The following is a 17,734-nucleotide window of genomic DNA, read 5'->3' on the forward strand; positions in this document are numbered from 1 at the left end:
GGGGTGCGCCACGCACCCCGGCCCCCGGCGCGTCTCTTCCCGCGAACGGCGTCAGCGGCTAGGCGACCGCGACCGCGACCGCGACCGCGACCGCGACGCCAACGACGTCAGCGCTTGGCGATCTTCCAGGCGGCGGGCAGCGCGCCCATCGCCAGGGCCGCCTTCAGGGCGTCGCCGATCAGGAACGGGGTGAGGCCGGCCGCGATCGCGGCGGTGGCGGACATGCCGGTGGCGAGGGCCAGGTAGGGGACGCCGACGGCGTAGATGATCGCCTCGCCGAGCAGCATCGTGCCCGCCGTGCGCAGGACGGAGCGGTCGGCGCCGCGACGGGCCAGGGCGCCCACGACGGTGGACGCGAGCAGCATGCCGATGACGTAGCCGAAGGACGGCGCGGCGGAGCCGGAGGTGCCCTCCGCGAACCACGGCACGCCCGCGACGCCCGCCAGGGCGTACAGGGCGAGGGCGAGGAAGCCGCGGCCGGCGCCGAGGGAGGTGCCGACCAGCAGAGCCGCGAAGGTCTGGCCGGTGACCGGCACCGGGGAGCCCGGGACGGGGACCGAGAGCTGGGCCGCGAGGCCGGTGAGCGCGGCGCCGCCGAGCACGAGAGCGATGTCCCGGACGCGGGACGCGGGGAGCAGGTCGGCGAGGACCTGCCCGGGCCGGGCGGTGGCAGTGGCGGCGGCGGTGCTCATGGGGACTCCGCGGGGTGAGGGCAGCGAGGGACATCGTGACGCTATCCCAGTGGTCGCGGGGTGATCACCGTCAGCGTTCGACAAAGGGGGGATCAAGGCCTTGGTGGGCTTCGCACAAAGGAAGCCGGTTACGCGTGGTACGACGTGATGCCGGTCACTGAGGTCGGGTGGCATGGGCAACGGGGGTGGTACGACGGGCGCCTGTAGGGTTTCGCCAACCCGGACGTGGGCAAGGCGGGGCGCCGCCCGACCCCGGCCCTCTCCGGCCTTCCGGTCAGCCGGTCAGCCGGTCAGCCGGTCAGCCGGTCAGCCGGTCAGCCGAAGAGCGTCAGCCCCCCGTCCACCCCCCATGCCGTAACCGGTGATTCACCCTGCGTACAGCAGCTGTCCGGATACTGGGCGGCTTCTTCGTGTCGGCGGACGGCCTGCCCAGACTGTGGGCGTTTTTGCCCGCCTATCGCACTGGACGAGCCGCGCCCATGCCCAGTACCACCACGGAGGCAGCTCCGCAGCAGGAGAGCGCCTCCCTCTCCCACGGCCTCAAGCAGCGTCACCTGTCGATGATCGCCCTCGGCGGCGTGATCGGCGCGGGCCTGTTCGTCGGCTCCGGCGCGGGTATAGCCGCGGCCGGGCCGTCGATCGTGATCGCCTACGCCCTGTCCGGTCTCCTCGTGATGCTGGTGATGCGGATGCTCGGCGAGATGTCCGCCGCGTACCCGTCCTCGGGCTCCTTCTCCGCGCACGCCGAGCGGGCGATCGGCCCCTGGGCCGGGTTCACCGCCGGCTGGTCCTTCTGGGTCCTGCTGTGCACGGCCGTCGGCCTGGAGGGCATCGGCGCCGCGAAGATCGTCACCGGCTGGCTGCCGGGCACGCCGGAGTGGGCCTGGGTGGCCCTCTTCATGGTCGTCTTCTGCGGGGCGAACCTGGCCGCCGTGAAGAACTTCGGTGAGTTCGAGTTCTGGTTCGCGGCCCTGAAGGTCGGCGCGATCAGCCTGTTCCTGGTGCTGGGCGTACTGGCCGTGGCCGGTGTCCTGCCGGGCACCGACTCCCCGGGCGCCTCGAACCTCACCGACTTCCTCCCGCACGGCGGCGAGGGCCTGGTCATCGGCCTGCTCGCGTCGGTCTTCGCCTACGGCGGCCTGGAGACGGTCACCATCGCCGCCGCCGAGTCGGAGGACCCGGTCAGGGGCGTGGCGAGCGCGGTCCGAACGGCGATGTGGCGCATCGCGCTGTTCTACGTCGGATCGATGGCACTGATCGTCACTCTCGTCCCCTGGGACGCGAAGGAGGTCGTGGACAAGGGCCCGTACGTCGCCGCCCTCGACCACCTCGGCATCCCGGGCGCCGGCCAACTGATGAACGTGGTCGTGCTGGTGGCGCTGCTGAGCGCGATGAACGCCAACGTCTACGGCTCCTCGCGCATCGCGTACTCGCTGGTGGCGCGCGGGCAGGGCCCGAAGTCGCTGGCGAAGGTGTCCGGCGGGGTGCCACGGGTCGCCGTCCTCACCTCCTGCGTCTTCGGTTTCGTCTGCGTGGTGCTCAGCTACTGGCGGCCCGACGACGTCTTCCCCTGGCTGCTGAACATGATCGGCGCGGTCATCCTGGTCGTCTGGATCTTCATCGCCGTCTCGCAGCTGCGGCTGCGCGGCAGGCTGGAGCGGGAGGCACCGCAGAAGCTGGTCGTGCGGATGTGGGCGTTTCCCGTGCTGACGTGGATCGCGCTGGCCGGCATGGTGGCGATCTTCGTACTGATGGCCCGCGAGCCCGGCACCCGGGTGCAGCTGTACTCGACGGGCGGGATGACGCTGGCCCTCGCGGCCGTCGGCTACGCCTGGCAGCGGGCGCGCGCCCGGAGCTGACCGCGCTCCACCATCCGAAAGGCCCTCACGCCGCACCCGTGAGGGCCTTTTTGTTGCTAACGTGTAGTTGCAATCAATGTGCAATAAGGGTTGCCGTGTGTCGTCCTGCCTCGTGATCGTCTTCTCACCTTTCACGCAGGCGGGCGGAAAGAAGGAGACCCCCGCGAGGACGTGACTCGCGGGGGTCTTCGCGTGCCGTGGCGCGCGCCCCCGTCCCGGTGATACGAGAGGTCCGGTGACAGGGGAAGGGCGACGGGACGGAGGCACGTGTGTCCACCAAGTACCTGGACTGCCGCAACTGTGGCGACATGCAGGACTTCAGGCCGCTGACGGACGAGGAGAAGGACGCCGTCAGATCCATCGTCGAGGTGCCGTACGTGCACGACTACTGGCGCTGCACCGCCGTCGGCTGCCTCCGCTTCCAGCGCTGGTACGCCAAGCGGGACGGGGCGAGCCTGCCGGAGAAGTTCCGTGTGCCCGCCCCGCCCGAGGCGGAGTGACCGTCACATGGCGGCCGCCGCCGCTCAGAGGTTGCTGAAGTCGGGGCCCTTGGTGCGGGTGCGCTTGATCTCGTAGAAGCCCGGGACCGAGGCGACCGCGAGGGTGCCGTCCCAGAGGCGGGCGGCCTCCTCGCCCTGGGGGGCGGGGGTGACGACCGGGCCGAAGAAGGCGATCTGCTCGCCGTCGGGGCCGGGGACGGCGATGACCGGGGTGCCGACGTCCTGGCCGACCTTCTCGATGCCCTCCTTGTGGGAGGCGCGCAGCTCGGCGTCGAACTCGAAGTCCTCCTGGTCGGCGTACTCGATCAGGTCGGCGGGCAGGCCGACGTCCGCGAGCGCGCCGGCGACGGCCTCCAGGGTGGGGCCCTCCTCGTTGTTGTGGATGCGGGTGCCGAGGGCGGTGTAGAGCGGGCCGAGGACGTCGGCGCCGTGCTTCTGCCAGGCCGCGGTCACCACACGTACCGGCTTCCACGCCTTGGTGGCGAGCATCTCGCGGTATTCCTCCGGCAGTTCGTCCAGCCGGTTCTCGTTCAGTACCGCCAGGCTCATGATGTGCCAGCGGACCTCGATGTCGCGGACCTTCTCCACCTCCAGCACCCACCGGGACGTCATCCAGGCCCAGGGGCACAGCGGATCGAACCAGAAGTCGACGGGGGTCTTGGCGGAAGCGGTCGCGGTGTCGGACATGGCTCTCCTAGGGATGCGGTCTTTGGCAGTCGCAACACCGACCTCCACCACCCCATTCCCGGATGCCCGGCGTCAGGGGCGCATGGCAGGATCGGTCCTGTTCCGCCGCATCCAAGACGTATCCAATCCGTCGCATCCGTGACGTATACAGACGTGTCCGACATGTCCAGAGGGAGTGCCGCCCGTGCCCGGTGAGAATCTGACCCGCGACGAGGCCCGGGAGCGGGCCGCCCTGCTGTCCGTCGACGGGTATGACGTGTCCCTCGACCTGCGGTCCGCCCTCGGCGACGGGGACGAGGAGCCGCGCACCTTCCGCTCGGTGACCACGATCCGCTTCCGCTGCGACGAGCCGGGTGCGTCGAGCTTCGCGGACCTGGTCGCGCCGGAGGTGACGGCCGTCTCACTGAACGGCAGGGACCTCGACCCGGGGACGGTCTTCGACGGGTCGCGGATCCTGCTGGAGGAACTCGCCGCGGACAACGAGCTCGTCGTCGACGCGCAGTGCGCCTACTCCCGCACCGGCGAGGGCATGCACCGCTTCGTAGACCCCGAGGACGGCGAGGTGTACCTGTACACCCAGTACGAGCCGGCCGACTCCCGTCGGGTCTTCGCCAACTTCGAGCAGCCCGACCTCAAGGCCCCGTTCCGCTTCGAGGTGCGGGCGCCGGAGGGGTGGGTCGTGTGGAGCAACGGGGCCGGGGAACTCTCCGACGGGGTCTGGCGGTTCGCCGAGACCAAGCCGATCTCGACGTACATCACGTGCGTGACGGCGGGCCCGTACCACTACGTGACGGACTCGTACTCCCGCACGTTCGCCGACGGCTCGACGCTGGAGATCCCCCTCGGCGCCCTGTGCCGCAAGGGCCTGGCGCCCTACTTCGACGCGGACGACATCTTCCTCGTCACCAAGCAGGGCCTGGACTTCTTCCACGACCACTTCGACTACCCGTACCCGTTCGGGAAGTACGACCAGGCGTTCGTGCCCGAGTACAACCTGGGCGCGATGGAGAACCCGGGGCTGGTGACCTTCCGGGAGGAGTTCATCTTCCGCGGGAAGGTGACGCAGGCCTCGTACGAGAGCCGCGCCAACGTGATCCTGCACGAGATGGCGCACATGTGGTTCGGCGACCTGGTCACCATGGTGTGGTGGGACGACCTGTGGCTGAAGGAGTCGTTCGCCGACTTCATGGGCACGTTCGCCAACGTCGGCGCGACCCGCTTCACCGACGCCTGGATCACCTTCGCCAACCGCCGCAAGGCCTGGGCCTACCGCGCGGACCAGTTGCCCTCCACGCATCCGATCACCGCGGACATCCGCGACCTCCAGGACGCCAAGCTCAACTTCGACGGCATCACCTACGCCAAGGGCGCGAGCGTCCTGAAGCAGCTGGTGGCGTACGTCGGCCAGGACGCGTTCCTGGAGGGCGCCCGGCGCTACTTCAAGCGCAACGCCTACGGCAACACCCGGCTGGGCGACCTGCTGTCGGTGCTGGAGGAGACCAGCGGCCGGGACATGGCCGCCTGGGCCCGGTCCTGGCTCCAGACGGCCGGGGTCAACTCCCTGACCCCGCAGGTGCTGCTGGACGCCGAGGGCCGGATCACGGAGCTGGCCGTGCTGCAGGAGGCCGCCGAGTCCCACCCCGAGCTGCGCCCGCACCGGGTGGCGATCGGCCTGTACCGGCGCACGGCGGACGGCGCCCTGGAGCGGTACGCGCGCGCGGAGGCGGACGTCGACGGCCCGCGTACGGTAGTCGCGGAGCTGGCCGGCGCGCAGGCTCCGGAGCTGGTCCTCGTCAACGACGACGACCTGACCTACTGCAAGATCCGCTTCGACGACACCTCGCTGGCGGCGCTGCGCGAGCACCTCGGCGACATCACCGACCCGCTGGCCCGCGCCCTGTGCTGGTCGGCACTGTGGAACCTGACCCGGGACGCGCTGCTGCCGGCGCGGGACTTCGTCGACCTGGTGCTGCGGTTCGCGGGGCGCGAGTCGGACATCGGCGTGCTCCAGATGCTGCACGCGTGGGCCGGCTCGGCGCTGGTCCACTATGTGGCGCCGCAGTGGCGGGAGACCGGCGAGCGGCTGCTCGCGGAGGGCGCGCTGACGGAACTGCGGCTGGCCGAGCCGGGCAGTGAGCACCAGCTGGCGTGGGCGCGGTTCTTCGCGACGGTGGCGTCCGGTCCGGCCGATCTCCAGCTGCTCCAGGGGCTGCTGGAGGGGACGGCGAAGATCGACGGGCTGACGGTCGACCAGGAGCTGCGCTGGGCGTTCCTGGAGCCGCTGGCGGCGCACGGTGCGGCGGACGAGGCGGTCCTCGCGGCCGAACTGGCCCGCGACGACACGGCGTCCGGCAAGCGCCACCAGGTCCGCTGTCTCGCCGCGCGCCCCTCGGCGGCGGTCAAGGCGCAGGCCTGGGCGCAGGTGGTCGAGTCGGACGCGCTGTCCAACGCGCTGGTCGAGGCCACGATCGCGGGCTTCGACCAGCCCTCGCGGCGGGACCTGCTCGCGCCGTACACGGAGAAGTACTTCGCCGTCATCGACCGGGTGTGGTCGCAGCGCTCGATCCAGATCGGCATGGACGTGGTGCGCGGTCTGTTCCCGTCCCTCCAGGACTCCCAGGCGACGCTGGACGCCGCCGACGCGTGGCTGTCGGCGCACGAGAAGGCGGCTCCGGCGCTGCGCCGGCTGGTGCTGGAGTCGCGGGACGACCTGGCACGGGCGTTGCGTGGACAGGCGTGCGACGCGGCGGCGGCCGGCTGATCCCACCCCAGGGATTGTGCGCTCCGTAGCCGTTACGGAATTCAGGCAATAGCAGCCGTAACCCCTGGTCCGACCCGAACGGACCAGGGGTTTTCCGTGCCTACTCGGCATCCGAACACTCGTCCTTTAGCGCCATCTTGTCCGGATTTGTCGACGAGCGTGTAACAGCGGTTAAAGGGCGGATCGGACGCGGGAATCTCCCGGTCATGAACCACAACACCCCGCTCCCCCCGGTCCCCCCGCTCTCCCCCCGCCCCGTGCATCACCCCTCCGGTGTGCACCGCCGGGTCCTGACGGGCGGCCAGCTCCGCGCACACGGCGTCTCGCCCTCGGAGACCAACGAGCAGTGCCGCGACGGCGGCCCCTGGCAGCAGCTCCTGCCGAACGTGTACCTGCTCCACCCCGGTCCGCCGACCAGCGAGGAGCGGCTGCACGGCGTACTGATGTACGCGGCCCGCGAGGTGTCGCGGCCCGCGGTGCCGGTCCAGCCGAACGCCGGCGGCCCGCACCGCCCGGTGTACGCCGAGGCGATGATCACGGGCCTGGCGGCTCTGGCCCTGCACGGCCTCACCTCCGCTCCCCCGCTGACGTCCCTGGAGCGGATCGACGTCCTGGTCCCGCGACTGCGCCGGCTGCGTTCGACCGGCTGCGTGCGGATCGTGCGCACCCCCGCCCTCCCCACCCCGCAGCAGGTCACGGGCCTGCCGGTGGCGCCCGTCCCGCGCGCCCTGGCCGACGCGGTGGCGGAGCTCTCGGACGCGGAGACCGTCCGTCGGCTGCTGACCGAGGCGGTACGCGGCGGACACTGCGAACCGGCTGCCGTCGTCAGCGAGTTGACCCAGGCGAAGCTGCTGGGCCGCCCGCACGTCGTGGACGCCGTGGACTCGCTGCTGGCCGAGGGCCGCGCGTTCGCGGAGGACCGCCTGTACCGGATGGTCCGGGAGTACGGCCTGCCCGACCCCGTGTGGAACGTGGACCTGCGGCTGCCGGGAGGCCCGCATCTGGGCGGCCTGGACGCCTACTGGCCCGAGCAGGCGGTGGCGATGGAGCTGGACACCCGGGCCCCGCGCCAGGACGAGGACGCGCTGTGGTCCGAGTACGCCCGCAAGCGCGAGCACCTGGAGCGGCTGGGCATCACGGTGGTCTACGTCACCCCGAAGAAGCTCCGGGAGGCGATGGAACAGCAGGCGGCGGTGGTCCGTACGGCCCTGATGGCGTCCGGGGACCGCGAGCCCGCCGCGCATGTCGTGGTGCTGCCCCGGTAGTGACGGACAGGGGTCGCACGGCAGGAGGGGAGAGGAGGGGCCGCCGGAACCGGACCGGCGGCCCCTCCTCGTGCGACAGGACCCGTGAACACGACCGCGGCTGCGGCTGCGACTATGACTGCGGCCGTGACTGCGGCTGTGACTATGACTGCGACCGCACTCGTCGGCCGCCGCCGACTACGATCGCGTCGCCCGCCCGCTCGCCCCGCGCAACGAGGCACCGCCGCCCGTACCCGCGGACCGGCGGACCGGCGGACCGGCGGACCGGCGGACCGGCGGACCGGCGGACCGGCGGACCGGCGGACCGGCGGACCGGCGGACCGGAACGATCGTCGGGCCGGAACGATCGTCGGACTGACGACGGACCGAACGAGGAGGCCCCGTGCGGCTGCGCAACGTCACCCCGGACGATGTCGACGCCTACGTCCGGATGCGGTGTGATCCGGTGATGATGGCCGAGCTCGGCGGTCCGCTGCCGCGCGAGGGCATCGAGGACAAGGTCCGCCGGGACGCCCGGGAGGCGGCCGCCGACCTCTCCTGGATCAGGATGATCGTCCCCGATCCCGGCACCCCCGAGGTGGTGGCCGGCAGTGTGGCCCTCTGGTCCCACGACCCCGGCGAGGGCCCGCTGTCCGAGATCGGCTGGATGGTCCTGCCCGAGTTCCAGGGCCGGGGCGTGGGCAAGCGCGCCGTCCGCATCCTGCTCGAACAGGCCCGCGACGAGAACCGCTGGGGAGTCGTGCACGCCTTCCCGGCGACCGGAAACGGACCCTCGAACGGCATCTGCCGCTCGCTCGGCTTCCGGCCGCTCGGGCAGGGCGAGGTGACGTTCGCCGGCCGGGTGCTGCACACCCGTCACTGGGCGATCGACCCGCGCGCGGACCTGTCGCCCTGACCGTCCGCGCCGGCCCTACAGCGTCTCCGGCAGGGACGACCGGGCCGCCGCCGCGTGCACGTGGTCGATCAGTTCGGCGTACGACGCGATCATGCGCGTACGGCTGAACCGCTCACGACTGGCGGTGAGGGCCGCCGCGAGGGCGGGGCGGCCGGTGACCGCGTCGTGCCAGGACCCGGCGACGGCCTCCGGGTCCGGCGGGGTGACGAACCCGAGCCCGGCCACGATCGCCGCGCTGTCGCCGACGTCGGTGGTCACCGGCACGGCGCCGCACATCATGCCCTCGATCAGGCACAGCGGCGCCGCCTCGCCCCAGCCGGAGGTCAGCGCGACCACGTCGGCACCGGCGTACACGACCTCCATGTCGCGCCGCACGCCCAGCAGGTGCATCCGCCCGGCCGGGGGGCACTCGTCCCCGAAGGCGTCCGCGAGGTCCGCCGCGAGCTCCGGATTGACCGCGGTCATGCCCGCACCGCACATCAGCACGTGCCCGTCGGGCCGGTCGCGCAGCCAGGCGCGGGCGGCCCGCAGGAACAGCGGGACGTTCTTCATCGCCGCGTACCGGGCGGCGAAGACGATCACCGGCGCCGCGTCCGGGATGCCGAGCTCCGCGCGCAGCGCGACCCGCCGGGCCGCGTCGGGCCGGAAGCGGAGCAGATCCACCCCGTTCGGGATCACGTGCAGCAGTTCCCCGGGCACCCCGGCGGCCTCGTACGCGTTCCGGGTCGACTCGGCGCAGCAGACACAGGCGGCGACCGTGCCGTCGGCGATGGCTGCCTTCAGCTCGTCCAGGGCGGGGCCCTGGTTCTCGGGGTCCGAGCGGTGCAGGGAGACCACGACCGGGCGGCGCGGCAGGCCCGCCTGGTTGAGCAGGGCGAGGGGCTGCTCCTTGAGCGACAGGATCACATCGGCGTCCGCCATGGCCCGGGCGGTTTCGGCCAGCTGCGGGCCGCTGAAAACGGCCGAATCGTCCCTGGGGTCGACGGGGTGGCCGAGGGAACCCACGGCCACCCCGGCCGCCGTCAACGCCCGGTAGCAGGCGTCGTCCTCCATCCGCTGCCGGGTGGCCTCACGGTGCACCTCCCCGTGGATGCTCAGCACCCGGTGGTACTGACCGCCCTCGCGCAGCCCCAGCACCACGTCGGTGTGCAGAATCCGGGCACCGCCGGAGAAGAAACCCTCGTAGACCGACAGGACCCGTAGTCCGCGTCCGGTACGCATATGACCACCCGCCTTGCACACATATCAAGCCATCCCCGTGAAGTGCGGGTTAGCCGATATGAGGCGATACGGACATTGCATCCGCGTGAACATGGCGCTTCGTGTCTGTGTCTGCTCACTTACACACCTTCGCGGCCCGTTCTTACCCGTCAATCACGGCAGAACTCCGCCTCGATCACCGCGTCACCGTCCCCGGACCAGTCCCCGTTGAAGTTGAACGCCAGGGAACGGCGGCCGTCCGCGGTCGTCACCGCCGAAGAGGTGGAGCCATGGATTCCGCCGTCGTGACCCCAGACGTGGACACCGCACTCCAGCTCACGGTCGATGAGGCCGAGGCCGTAGCCGGCGTCGGGGATGCCCTGCGCCTTCACGGTGGTCCGCATCTCCTTCAGCTGCTTCGGCGGGAGCAGCCGGCCGCCGAGCAGGGCCCGGTAGAAGCGGTTCAGATCGGCCGAGTCGGAGATCATCTCACCCGCCGAGGAGGCCAGGGAGGGGTTCAGCCTCGTGACGTCGTAGGTCGGGCCCGTGGTCGCCCGGGCCAGCTTCGAGTAGGCGCGGCTGCTGGGCCGCGGGACGGTGACCCGGGTGCCGGGGACGGAGGTGGCGGTCAGGCCGAGGGGGGCGATGACGCGGTCGCGGATCTCGGTCGCGTACGAGCGGCCGGTCACGCTCTCGATCACCATGCCCGCCAGGACGTAGTTGGTGTTGGAGTAGTTCCAGGAGGCACCGGGGGCGAAGTCGGGACGGTGGGACATCGCGATCGCGACCAGGTCGGCCGGCCTCTTCGTGTCGTAGCGGTGCCGGTCGAAGCCGTCCTTCAGGAAGTAGGTGCGGGCGAAGTCCTCGTCCGCCGTGTAGTCGAAGATGCCGCTGGTGTGGTTGAGGAGCCGGCGGACGGTGATCCGGCGGCCGTCGTGGCCGTGCCCGTGGACCACGCCGGGCAGCCACTTCTCCACCGTGTCGTCCAGCGACAGCCGGCCCTCGGCCTCCAGCTGGAGCAGCACGGTGGCCACGAAGGTCTTGGTGATGCTGCCGACGCGGTAACGGTCGGCCGCCGAGCGCGGCCCGCCCGTACGGAGGTCGCCCACGCCGGCCGTCGTCGACCAGACCTTCCGCCCGTCCTGCGCGGTCGCCGTGACACCGGGCACGCCGTCGGCGACGGCGGCCTCGACGGCCCGGCGGGTCGCGTCGTGATGACCGCCCGCGGCGGGAGCGGCCGCCACCGCGGGTACCGTCAGCGCCGCCGTCGAGAACGCCACGGCCGTCACCCCGACCAGGACCTTGCGTACCGAACGCACTGAACTCACCGCACGTACCGAACGTCGCGAACGTACCGACATGTTCTTCCCCCTCCGCCCTGCGCTCCTCGGCCGGCCCTGGTCGGGCTCGGTCGAGGGGAGGGACCCGGGGCGGGGGGCGGGGGTTGCCCGGCTTACGGCGGTCGAGCGGCTTTCAGCCCTTCTTCAGCAGCAGTTCGGTGTTGCGGTCGCGGGCCTCGCCGGCCTTGTCGGCGCGGGCACCGGGGGTGTTGAAGGCCAGTTCGCGGTAGAGGGCCGCGAGGCCGGTCTGGGAGAGGTCGGTGAAGTCCGTGCGGTGCGGGGCGGCGGACTCGATCAGGGTGGTGAAGAGGGAGAGGGTTCCGTCCTTGTTGTCGGCCAGCTCGACGACCCGGGCGAGCTGGGGGTGGTCGACGTGGGAGGCGGTGGAGATCTCCCAGAAGGAGTGCCCGGCGGAGGACGTGTGCGAGGTGATGACGTTCTTGTGGATGTGGCCGTTCACCCAGGCCAGGACGCTCCGGTGGCGGCCGAGCAGGGAGACGACCTCGGCACCGCCGTGCCGGGCCTCGTGCGGGCGGGCCGGGTCGGGGCGGGTGTTCGACATCGTGCCGCTGGTGTGGTGGCTGAAGACGATCGCGTAGGAGCCCTCGTTGTCGCGCAGGGTCCGCTCCAGCCACTTCAACTGGGCGGTGCCGATCGAGCCGTTGTAGTGGCCCCCGGGGTCGGTGGTGTCGAGGCTGATGCCGAGCACGTCGTCGGCGATGCGGAAGCTGTAGTACTGGGTGCCGGCCAACAGGTTCGCGGAGGAGTAGCCGTGCCCGACCGGCCCTGGTCCGGTGTGGGCCGCGTCGAGGTGGGCCTTGAGGTAGTCGGCGGGGGTGTAGGGGGCGCGGCGCTCGTCCGGGGTGACCGAGCGCATGTCGCGGGTGTGCGCCTTGAGGAGGTCACGGAAGGCCACACCCTTGGGGTCCTTGGCCTGCGAGATGGTCCGCTCCAGCTTCTCCACCTCGGCCGGGGCCAGGGTCATGAGCTTCTTGCCGCCGACCGCGTACTCGGCGAGGTAGGGGTCGCCGTGCGCGTAGCAGCCGAGCGGCAGGGCGTCGTGGTTGCCGACGGTCGAGTACCAGGGCAGGTTGAGGCCGGGGCTGTGCAGCTCGCGGGTCGCGGCGGCGAGGAACCCCTCAAGGTGCGGGAAGCCGCGCTGCTTGTCGGCGTCGCGCACGGCGTGGTCGGGCTGCCAGTACAGCTTGAGGCCACTGTTCTGGACGCCCTCGTAGTGCCGCGGATCACCGGAGTCGGGGGTGATGCGGCCACCGCTCATGACGGTCAGGAACCACTCCAGCTCGGTGCGGGCGTTGTTGTCGGTGTTGTCGCCGGTGGTCATCGCGAAGTGCAGCGGCGAACCGGTGACGGGGGCGCCGCGCAGCGCGTTGACGCGCTCGACGAGGGAGACGGCGCCGTGCACGGTCAGCGCCTCGTGCGGCCGCCAGCGGGCGACGTCCGCCGAACGGAAGAACTCCAGCCGCAGGGGGTGCTGGCTGTCGATCAGGTGCAGGTCGGTGAGCTGCACGAAGGCCGCGAGCGCGGTACGGCGTTCGGCGCGGCCCGCCTTGGGCGCGGCCAGGTCGTCCCGGACGACACGCTGCCAGCCGGGTCCGTCGCCGAGGCGGCGGTAGTTGGAGCTCGTGCGCGCGGCGGCGACGGTCGCGAGGGTGGTGCCCCTGGTGTACGGGGCGAGGGGAGCGGAGGTCACGGCACGGGACGAGGCGGCCGGGGCGTGCGTGGCGGGCGCGGCCTGGCTGTCGGTGGGCCGCAGGGCGTAGCCGACGCCCGCCGAGACGGAGGCGGCCGCGGTGACGGCGAGGACGGTGCGCCGGTTGACCCCCGGCGTGGACGTGGTGACAGAGCGTGTGCGCGACATGGCGCGTCTCCCCGAGTGCGAACGCGTCGGCAGTGGTCGCGGGCTGCCGCTGGGCGCGAACTGCCCGCTCGTACCGGATGCTTGGCACTGGGGGTGGCCTGTGCGTGAACCAGGCCGCAACGCGCGGCACCGATCGCCGTACGTGGATCTTGGGCCACCCGGGGCGCCCGGAGCCGCTCGCCGGATGGCCGGGAGACGGTCACTGCGTGTTCATTTTCTGGGGTAGTGCACCTATTTCCGCGCCCCTGCTGGGCGCCTCCGCGCTCGCGCCCACACCCGCCGTGCGGCGTCCGCGCGCCCGCCTCCGCGAGGCGTCCCCACGCCTGCGCCCGTCGCGAGCCGTCCCCACTCCGGCGCGCCCGCGAGGCGTCCCCACTGACGCGCGTCGGTGAAGCGGCCCTACTCCCGCACGTCGGTGAAGCGGCCCGCGACCGGGCGCTCTCGCCACAGCCCCAGGGCCACGTCGACCAGCGGGACGCGGTTCAGGCCGGGCACGGCGTCTAGGTGCTGCCAGGCGGCGAGGTCCGTGGAGCCGCCGACCTCGTTGCGCAGGTCGCCGCCGACCACCCGGCCCTCGTAGACGATCCGTACGCCGTGATGGTCGGTGGCGCGGCGCAGGCCCTCCCGGCCCAGGGTGTGGCGCACGGAGTGCATGCCCAGCAGGCCGGTGACCTCGATGCGGTAGCCGGTCTCCTCCGTCACCTCGCGCAGCACGGTGTCGTAGGGGTCCTCGCCGTGCTCCATGCCACCGCCGGGCAGAACCCACTCCGGGGGCCCGTCGGGGGCGGGTGAGCGGGCCAGCAGGATCTGTCCGTCCCGGACGCAGACGGCGTAGGCCGCCACCCTCAACTTCTTTCGCACACCGGGACGTTAGCCGGAGACGTGATCACTCGCCCACCAATAAGGACACTACGCGCGTAGTTCATCCGACCTACGGTCACAGGAATGTCACAGGGTGCCCGCTACGCACCTAAAGTCCATCGCGGGTTTTCCCCATACATCCATATCGTTTCGGTCAACCCTCCCCAAACTCCTGCCTCCTGGGTAAAGCTGAGCGATCGTCCGGGGCCGCAATCCGGACGATCGCGACCAGGGCCGAACGGGTCCGGTCGCTCCACGCTCGTTCCTTTACCTACAAGGGATGCCGATGACCCTCACCCCCCAGCGTGAACCGATACCCGGCGCGAGACGCGTGGTCCGCATAGCCGTGGCCGCCGGTCTGGTGGCCGCGCTCTCCGCGGCCGGACCGATCCCCATGGCCTTCTCCGCCGGCCAGGCACCGGCCACGGCCGACCCGGGCGTCAAGTCCGCCGACAAGAAGCTCGGCTCCGACGACGCCGACGCCCTCGCCGCGGCCAAGGCGGACGGCGACAAGACCGTCACGCTGATGGTCGCGACCGCGCCCGGCCAGACCGAGCAGGTCGCCGACAAGCTGGACGCGGTCAAGGGCGGCTCCGTGGGCCGCACCTACGACAAGCTCGGCTACGTCCGGGCCACCGTCCCGACGGGCGCGGCGGACTCGGCCATCGCCGCCGCCGCGAAGCTGTCCTCCGTGCAGGCCATCGACCTGCGGCAGGAGATCCAGCTCGACGACCCGACGCCGAGCGCGGACACCGCCCAGGGTGCGAAGTCCGCCGCGGGCAAGGCCACTTACCCGGCTCCGGGCAAGAACACCCCCGCAGAGAACCCTTACAACCCGTCCTTCGAGACGGGCGCCGTCGACTTCGTGCAGGACCACCCGAAGGCGGACGGCCGCGGGGTCACCATCGGCATCCTCGACTCGGGCGTGGACCTGGGTCACCCGGCGCTCCAGAAGACCACCACCGGCGAGCGCAAGATCGTCGACTGGGTGACGTCGACCGACCCGATCGTCGACAGCGACAACACCTGGCGCCCGATGGTCACCCCGGTCTCCGGGACCTCCTTCACCTACGGTGGCCGCACCTGGACGGCGCCCGCGGGCTCCTTCCAGGTCAGCTCGTTCAAGGAGTCGTACACCACCGGCGGCGACGCGGCCGGTGACGCCAACCGCGACGGTGACACCACCGACTCCTGGGGCATCCTGTACGACGCGACGGCCGGTACGGTCCGCGTCGACCTGAACAACAACTTCGACTTCACCGACGACACGCCGCTGAAGCCGTACAAGGACGGTTACCAGGTCGGCTACTTCGGTACCGACAACCCGGCGACCGACGTCGTCGAGCGCCAGCCGTTCGTCGTGCAGATCCGCAAGGACGTGCCGATGGACCCCTACGGCGGCGACTGGGTCGGCAAGAAGGTCGACTTCGTCAACATCGGCGTCATCGAGTCCGAGCACGGCACGCACGTCGCCGGCATCACCGCCGCCAACGGTCTGTTCGGCGGCCGGATGAACGGCGCGGCCCCGGGCGCGAAGATCGTCTCGTCCCGTGCCTGCACCTGGACCGGCGGCTGCACCAACGTGGCGCTCACCGAGGGCATGATCGACCTGGTCGTCAACCGCGGTGTCGACATCGTCAACATGTCGATCGGCGGCCTCCCGGCGCTGAACGACGGCAACAACGCGCGCGCCGCGCTCTACACGCGCCTCATCGACACCTACGGCGTCCAGCTGGTGATCTCCGCGGGCAACTCCGGCCCCGGCGCGAACACCATCGGCGACCCCGGCCTGGCCGACAAGGTCATCTCGGTCGGCGCGGGCATCTCCAAGGAGACCTGGGCCGCCAACTACGGCTCGGCCGTGACGACGAAGTACGCGCTGCTGCCCTTCTCCTCGCGCGGTCCGCGTGAGGACGGCGGCTTCACGCCGACCCTCGTCGCCCCCGGCGCCGCGATCAACACCACCCAGACCTGGCTGCCGGGCTCCCCGGTCGCCGAGGCGGGCTACTCGCTGCCGGCCGGCTACTCCATGCTCCAGGGCACGTCGATGGCGTCCCCGCAGGCCGCCGGCGCCTCCGCGCTGCTGCTGTCCGCCGCGAAGCAGAAGGGCATCGCCCTCACCCCGGCCACCCTGCGCACGGCCCTGACCTCGACCGCCGACCACATCAAGAATGTGCAGGCGTACGAGGAGGGCGCGGGCAGCATCAACATCGTGGACGCCTGGGACGCCATCAAGGACGGCGCCACCGCCCACGACTACACCGTGAAGGCCCCGGTCGACACGGCGATCGACTTCGCGCTGAAGACGCCGGGCTTCGGCACCGGCCTCTACGACCGCGAGGGCGGCCTCAAGGCGGGCGAGAAGAAGACGTACGACATCACCCTCACCCGTACGTCCGGTGCGGACAAGGCGATCCGGCACGAGCTGCACTTCGAGAACAACGCCGGTGGCACCTTCCGGATCGTCGGCTCCGACGAGGTGAAGCTGCCGCTGAACCAGCCGGTGACCGTCAAGGTCCAGGCCGCGCCGAAGTCCGCGGGCATCAAGAGCGCCGTCCTGGAGCTCGACGACCCGAAGACCGAGGGCCTCGACAAGCAGATCCTCACCACGGTCGTGGTCTCGGCGCCGGTGAAGTACACCTACTCCGCGTCGAACACCGTCCAGCGCAACAGCTCGCAGTCGTACTTCGTGACCGTGCCCGCGGGCGCCAAGTCGCTGGAGGTCGCGATCGGCGGGCTGAAGGACAAGAGCCAGACCCGGTTCCTGGCCATCCACCCGTACGGCACGCCGGTCGACAACACCGGTACCCCGTACTGCTACAACAACTACCTCGACGGCAACGGCTGCAAGCCCGACGTGCGCGCGTACGCCGACCCGCAGCCGGGTGTGTGGGAGATCGACGTCGAGTCGCGCCGTACGTCGCCGCTGCTCGACAACCCCTACAAGCTCGACGTCGCCGTGCTCGGCGCGGCCTTCGACCCGGCGACCGTGACCGTGCCCGAGGCCAAGGTGGGCGTCCCGTCCGCCGCCTCCTGGAAGGTCACGAACAACTTCGCGGCCCTCGACGGCACGCTGGTGGGCGGGCCCCTCGGCTCGTCCAAGTCGGCCCGCCCCGCCATCAAGGAGGGTGAGAAGCAGATCACCACGGTGGAGGTGCCCGCGGGCGCCAAGTCGCTGGACGTCGCCATCGGCAAGGTCTCCGACACGTCCGCCGACCTCGACCTGACGGTCTACGACGCGGCCGGCACCCAGGTCGGCCAGTCCGCCGACGGCGACTCGGAGGAGGCGGTCTCCCTCGCCTCGCCGGCCGCCGGCACGTACACCATCGAGGTCGTGGGCTACTCCGTCCCGGCCGGCTCGACCGACTACGACTACCAGGACATCTTCTTCTCCGCCGCCCTGGGCTCCGTCAGCGTCGACGCGTCCGCGCCGGTGAAGCTCGGCACGGGTGCGTCGGCGACGCTCTCCGGTTCGGTCACCGCGCTGGCCCCGGCCCCCGAAGGACGCGAGTTCTTCGGCCAGGCCCAGCTGGTGAACGCGCGCGGCACCGTCGCGGGCGTCGCGAGCGTGAAGATCGAGAAGGTCACGCCGTAACCTCCGGCACGACAGCGGGGGCGGGCGTCCGTACGGGCGCCCGCCCCTTTCTCATGCGCTCACACGCCGCGGGCGGCGCATGTGCCGGGTGCGGCGCATGTGCCGGGTGCGGCACGTACGCCGGGTGCGGCACGTACGCCGGGTGCGGCACGTACGCCGGGTGCGGCACGTACGCCGGGTGCGGCACGTACGCCGGGTGC

12 protein-coding genes are annotated in these 17,734 nt (G+C 71.5%); 6 read left to right on the plus strand and 6 right to left on the minus strand.

Annotated elements, in window-relative coordinates; translation table 11 throughout:
- Positions 1-107: 107 nt before the first annotated feature.
- Positions 108-692: a biotin transporter BioY gene (locus ACFV0T_RS05055; protein ID WP_385774557.1), complete on the minus strand. Its 585-nt coding sequence runs from the start codon at positions 690-692 to the stop codon at positions 108-110.
- Positions 693-1,171: 479 nt separating this feature from the next.
- Here ACFV0T_RS05055 and ACFV0T_RS05060 point away from each other — a divergent pair, with 479 nt between their 5' ends.
- Entirely contained in the window at positions 1,172-2,551 is a 1,380-nt protein-coding gene (locus tag ACFV0T_RS05060) for an amino acid permease (protein ID WP_385774559.1), read from the plus strand.
- Positions 2,552-2,820: 269 nt separating this feature from the next.
- Positions 2,821-3,051 carry a hypothetical protein gene (locus ACFV0T_RS05065; protein WP_385774562.1) on the plus strand — a complete coding sequence of 77 codons (231 nt, stop codon included), beginning with the start codon at positions 2,821-2,823 and terminating at the stop codon, positions 3,049-3,051.
- 24 nt (positions 3,052-3,075) lie between these two features.
- Here the strand turns inward: ACFV0T_RS05065 and ACFV0T_RS05070 are convergent, their stop codons facing one another.
- The gene (locus ACFV0T_RS05070) at positions 3,076-3,738 is read right to left on the minus strand and encodes a DsbA family protein (RefSeq protein WP_385774564.1); all 663 of its coding nucleotides are present in this window, start codon (positions 3,736-3,738) and stop codon (positions 3,076-3,078) included.
- Positions 3,739-3,922: 184 nt separating this feature from the next.
- Here ACFV0T_RS05070 and pepN point away from each other — a divergent pair, with 184 nt between their 5' ends.
- The 3 genes from pepN to ACFV0T_RS05085 all read left to right on the plus strand — a co-directional run bounded on the left by pepN (position 3,923) and on the right by ACFV0T_RS05085 (position 8,659).
- Positions 3,923-6,499, plus strand: coding sequence for an aminopeptidase N (gene pepN, locus ACFV0T_RS05075; RefSeq protein WP_385774567.1), 2,577 nt, complete (start codon positions 3,923-3,925; stop codon positions 6,497-6,499).
- A gap of 206 nt (positions 6,500-6,705) precedes the next feature.
- On the plus strand, positions 6,706-7,764 hold the full coding sequence (locus ACFV0T_RS05080) for a hypothetical protein (RefSeq protein WP_385774569.1): 1,059 nt from the start codon (positions 6,706-6,708) through the stop codon (positions 7,762-7,764).
- A gap of 382 nt (positions 7,765-8,146) precedes the next feature.
- Positions 8,147-8,659, plus strand: coding sequence for a GNAT family N-acetyltransferase (locus ACFV0T_RS05085; RefSeq protein WP_385774571.1), 513 nt, complete (start codon positions 8,147-8,149; stop codon positions 8,657-8,659).
- A 15-nt stretch (positions 8,660-8,674) separates the two neighbouring features.
- Here ACFV0T_RS05085 and ACFV0T_RS05090 read toward each other — a convergent pair whose 3' ends face one another.
- The 4 genes from ACFV0T_RS05090 to ACFV0T_RS05105 form a co-directional block, all read right to left on the minus strand.
- On the minus strand, positions 8,675-9,880 hold the full coding sequence (locus ACFV0T_RS05090; RefSeq protein ID WP_385774573.1) for a glycosyltransferase: 1,206 nt from the start codon (positions 9,878-9,880) through the stop codon (positions 8,675-8,677).
- A gap of 149 nt (positions 9,881-10,029) precedes the next feature.
- Positions 10,030-11,220 (minus strand): serine hydrolase domain-containing protein, encoded by a 1,191-nt coding sequence (locus ACFV0T_RS05095; RefSeq protein ID WP_385774575.1) that lies wholly within the window; start codon positions 11,218-11,220, stop codon positions 10,030-10,032.
- 112 nt (positions 11,221-11,332) lie between these two features.
- On the minus strand, positions 11,333-13,078 hold the full coding sequence (locus ACFV0T_RS05100; RefSeq protein WP_385774577.1) for a TIGR03767 family metallophosphoesterase: 1,746 nt from the start codon (positions 13,076-13,078) through the stop codon (positions 11,333-11,335).
- 399 nt (positions 13,079-13,477) lie between these two features.
- On the minus strand, positions 13,478-13,939 hold the full coding sequence (locus ACFV0T_RS05105; protein ID WP_385774579.1) for an NUDIX hydrolase: 462 nt from the start codon (positions 13,937-13,939) through the stop codon (positions 13,478-13,480).
- A gap of 286 nt (positions 13,940-14,225) precedes the next feature.
- On the opposite strand from ACFV0T_RS05105, the gene ACFV0T_RS05110 reads away from it, so the two are divergent.
- Complete coding sequence (locus ACFV0T_RS05110; RefSeq protein ID WP_385774582.1) at positions 14,226-17,534, plus strand: S8 family serine peptidase; 3,309 nt, start codon at positions 14,226-14,228, stop codon at positions 17,532-17,534.
- The last annotated feature ends 200 nt before the right edge of the window (positions 17,535-17,734 follow it).

The sequence above is a fragment of the Streptomyces sp. NPDC059582 genome (assembly GCF_042735715.1).
Classification (GTDB): domain Bacteria; phylum Actinomycetota; class Actinomycetes; order Streptomycetales; family Streptomycetaceae; genus Streptomyces.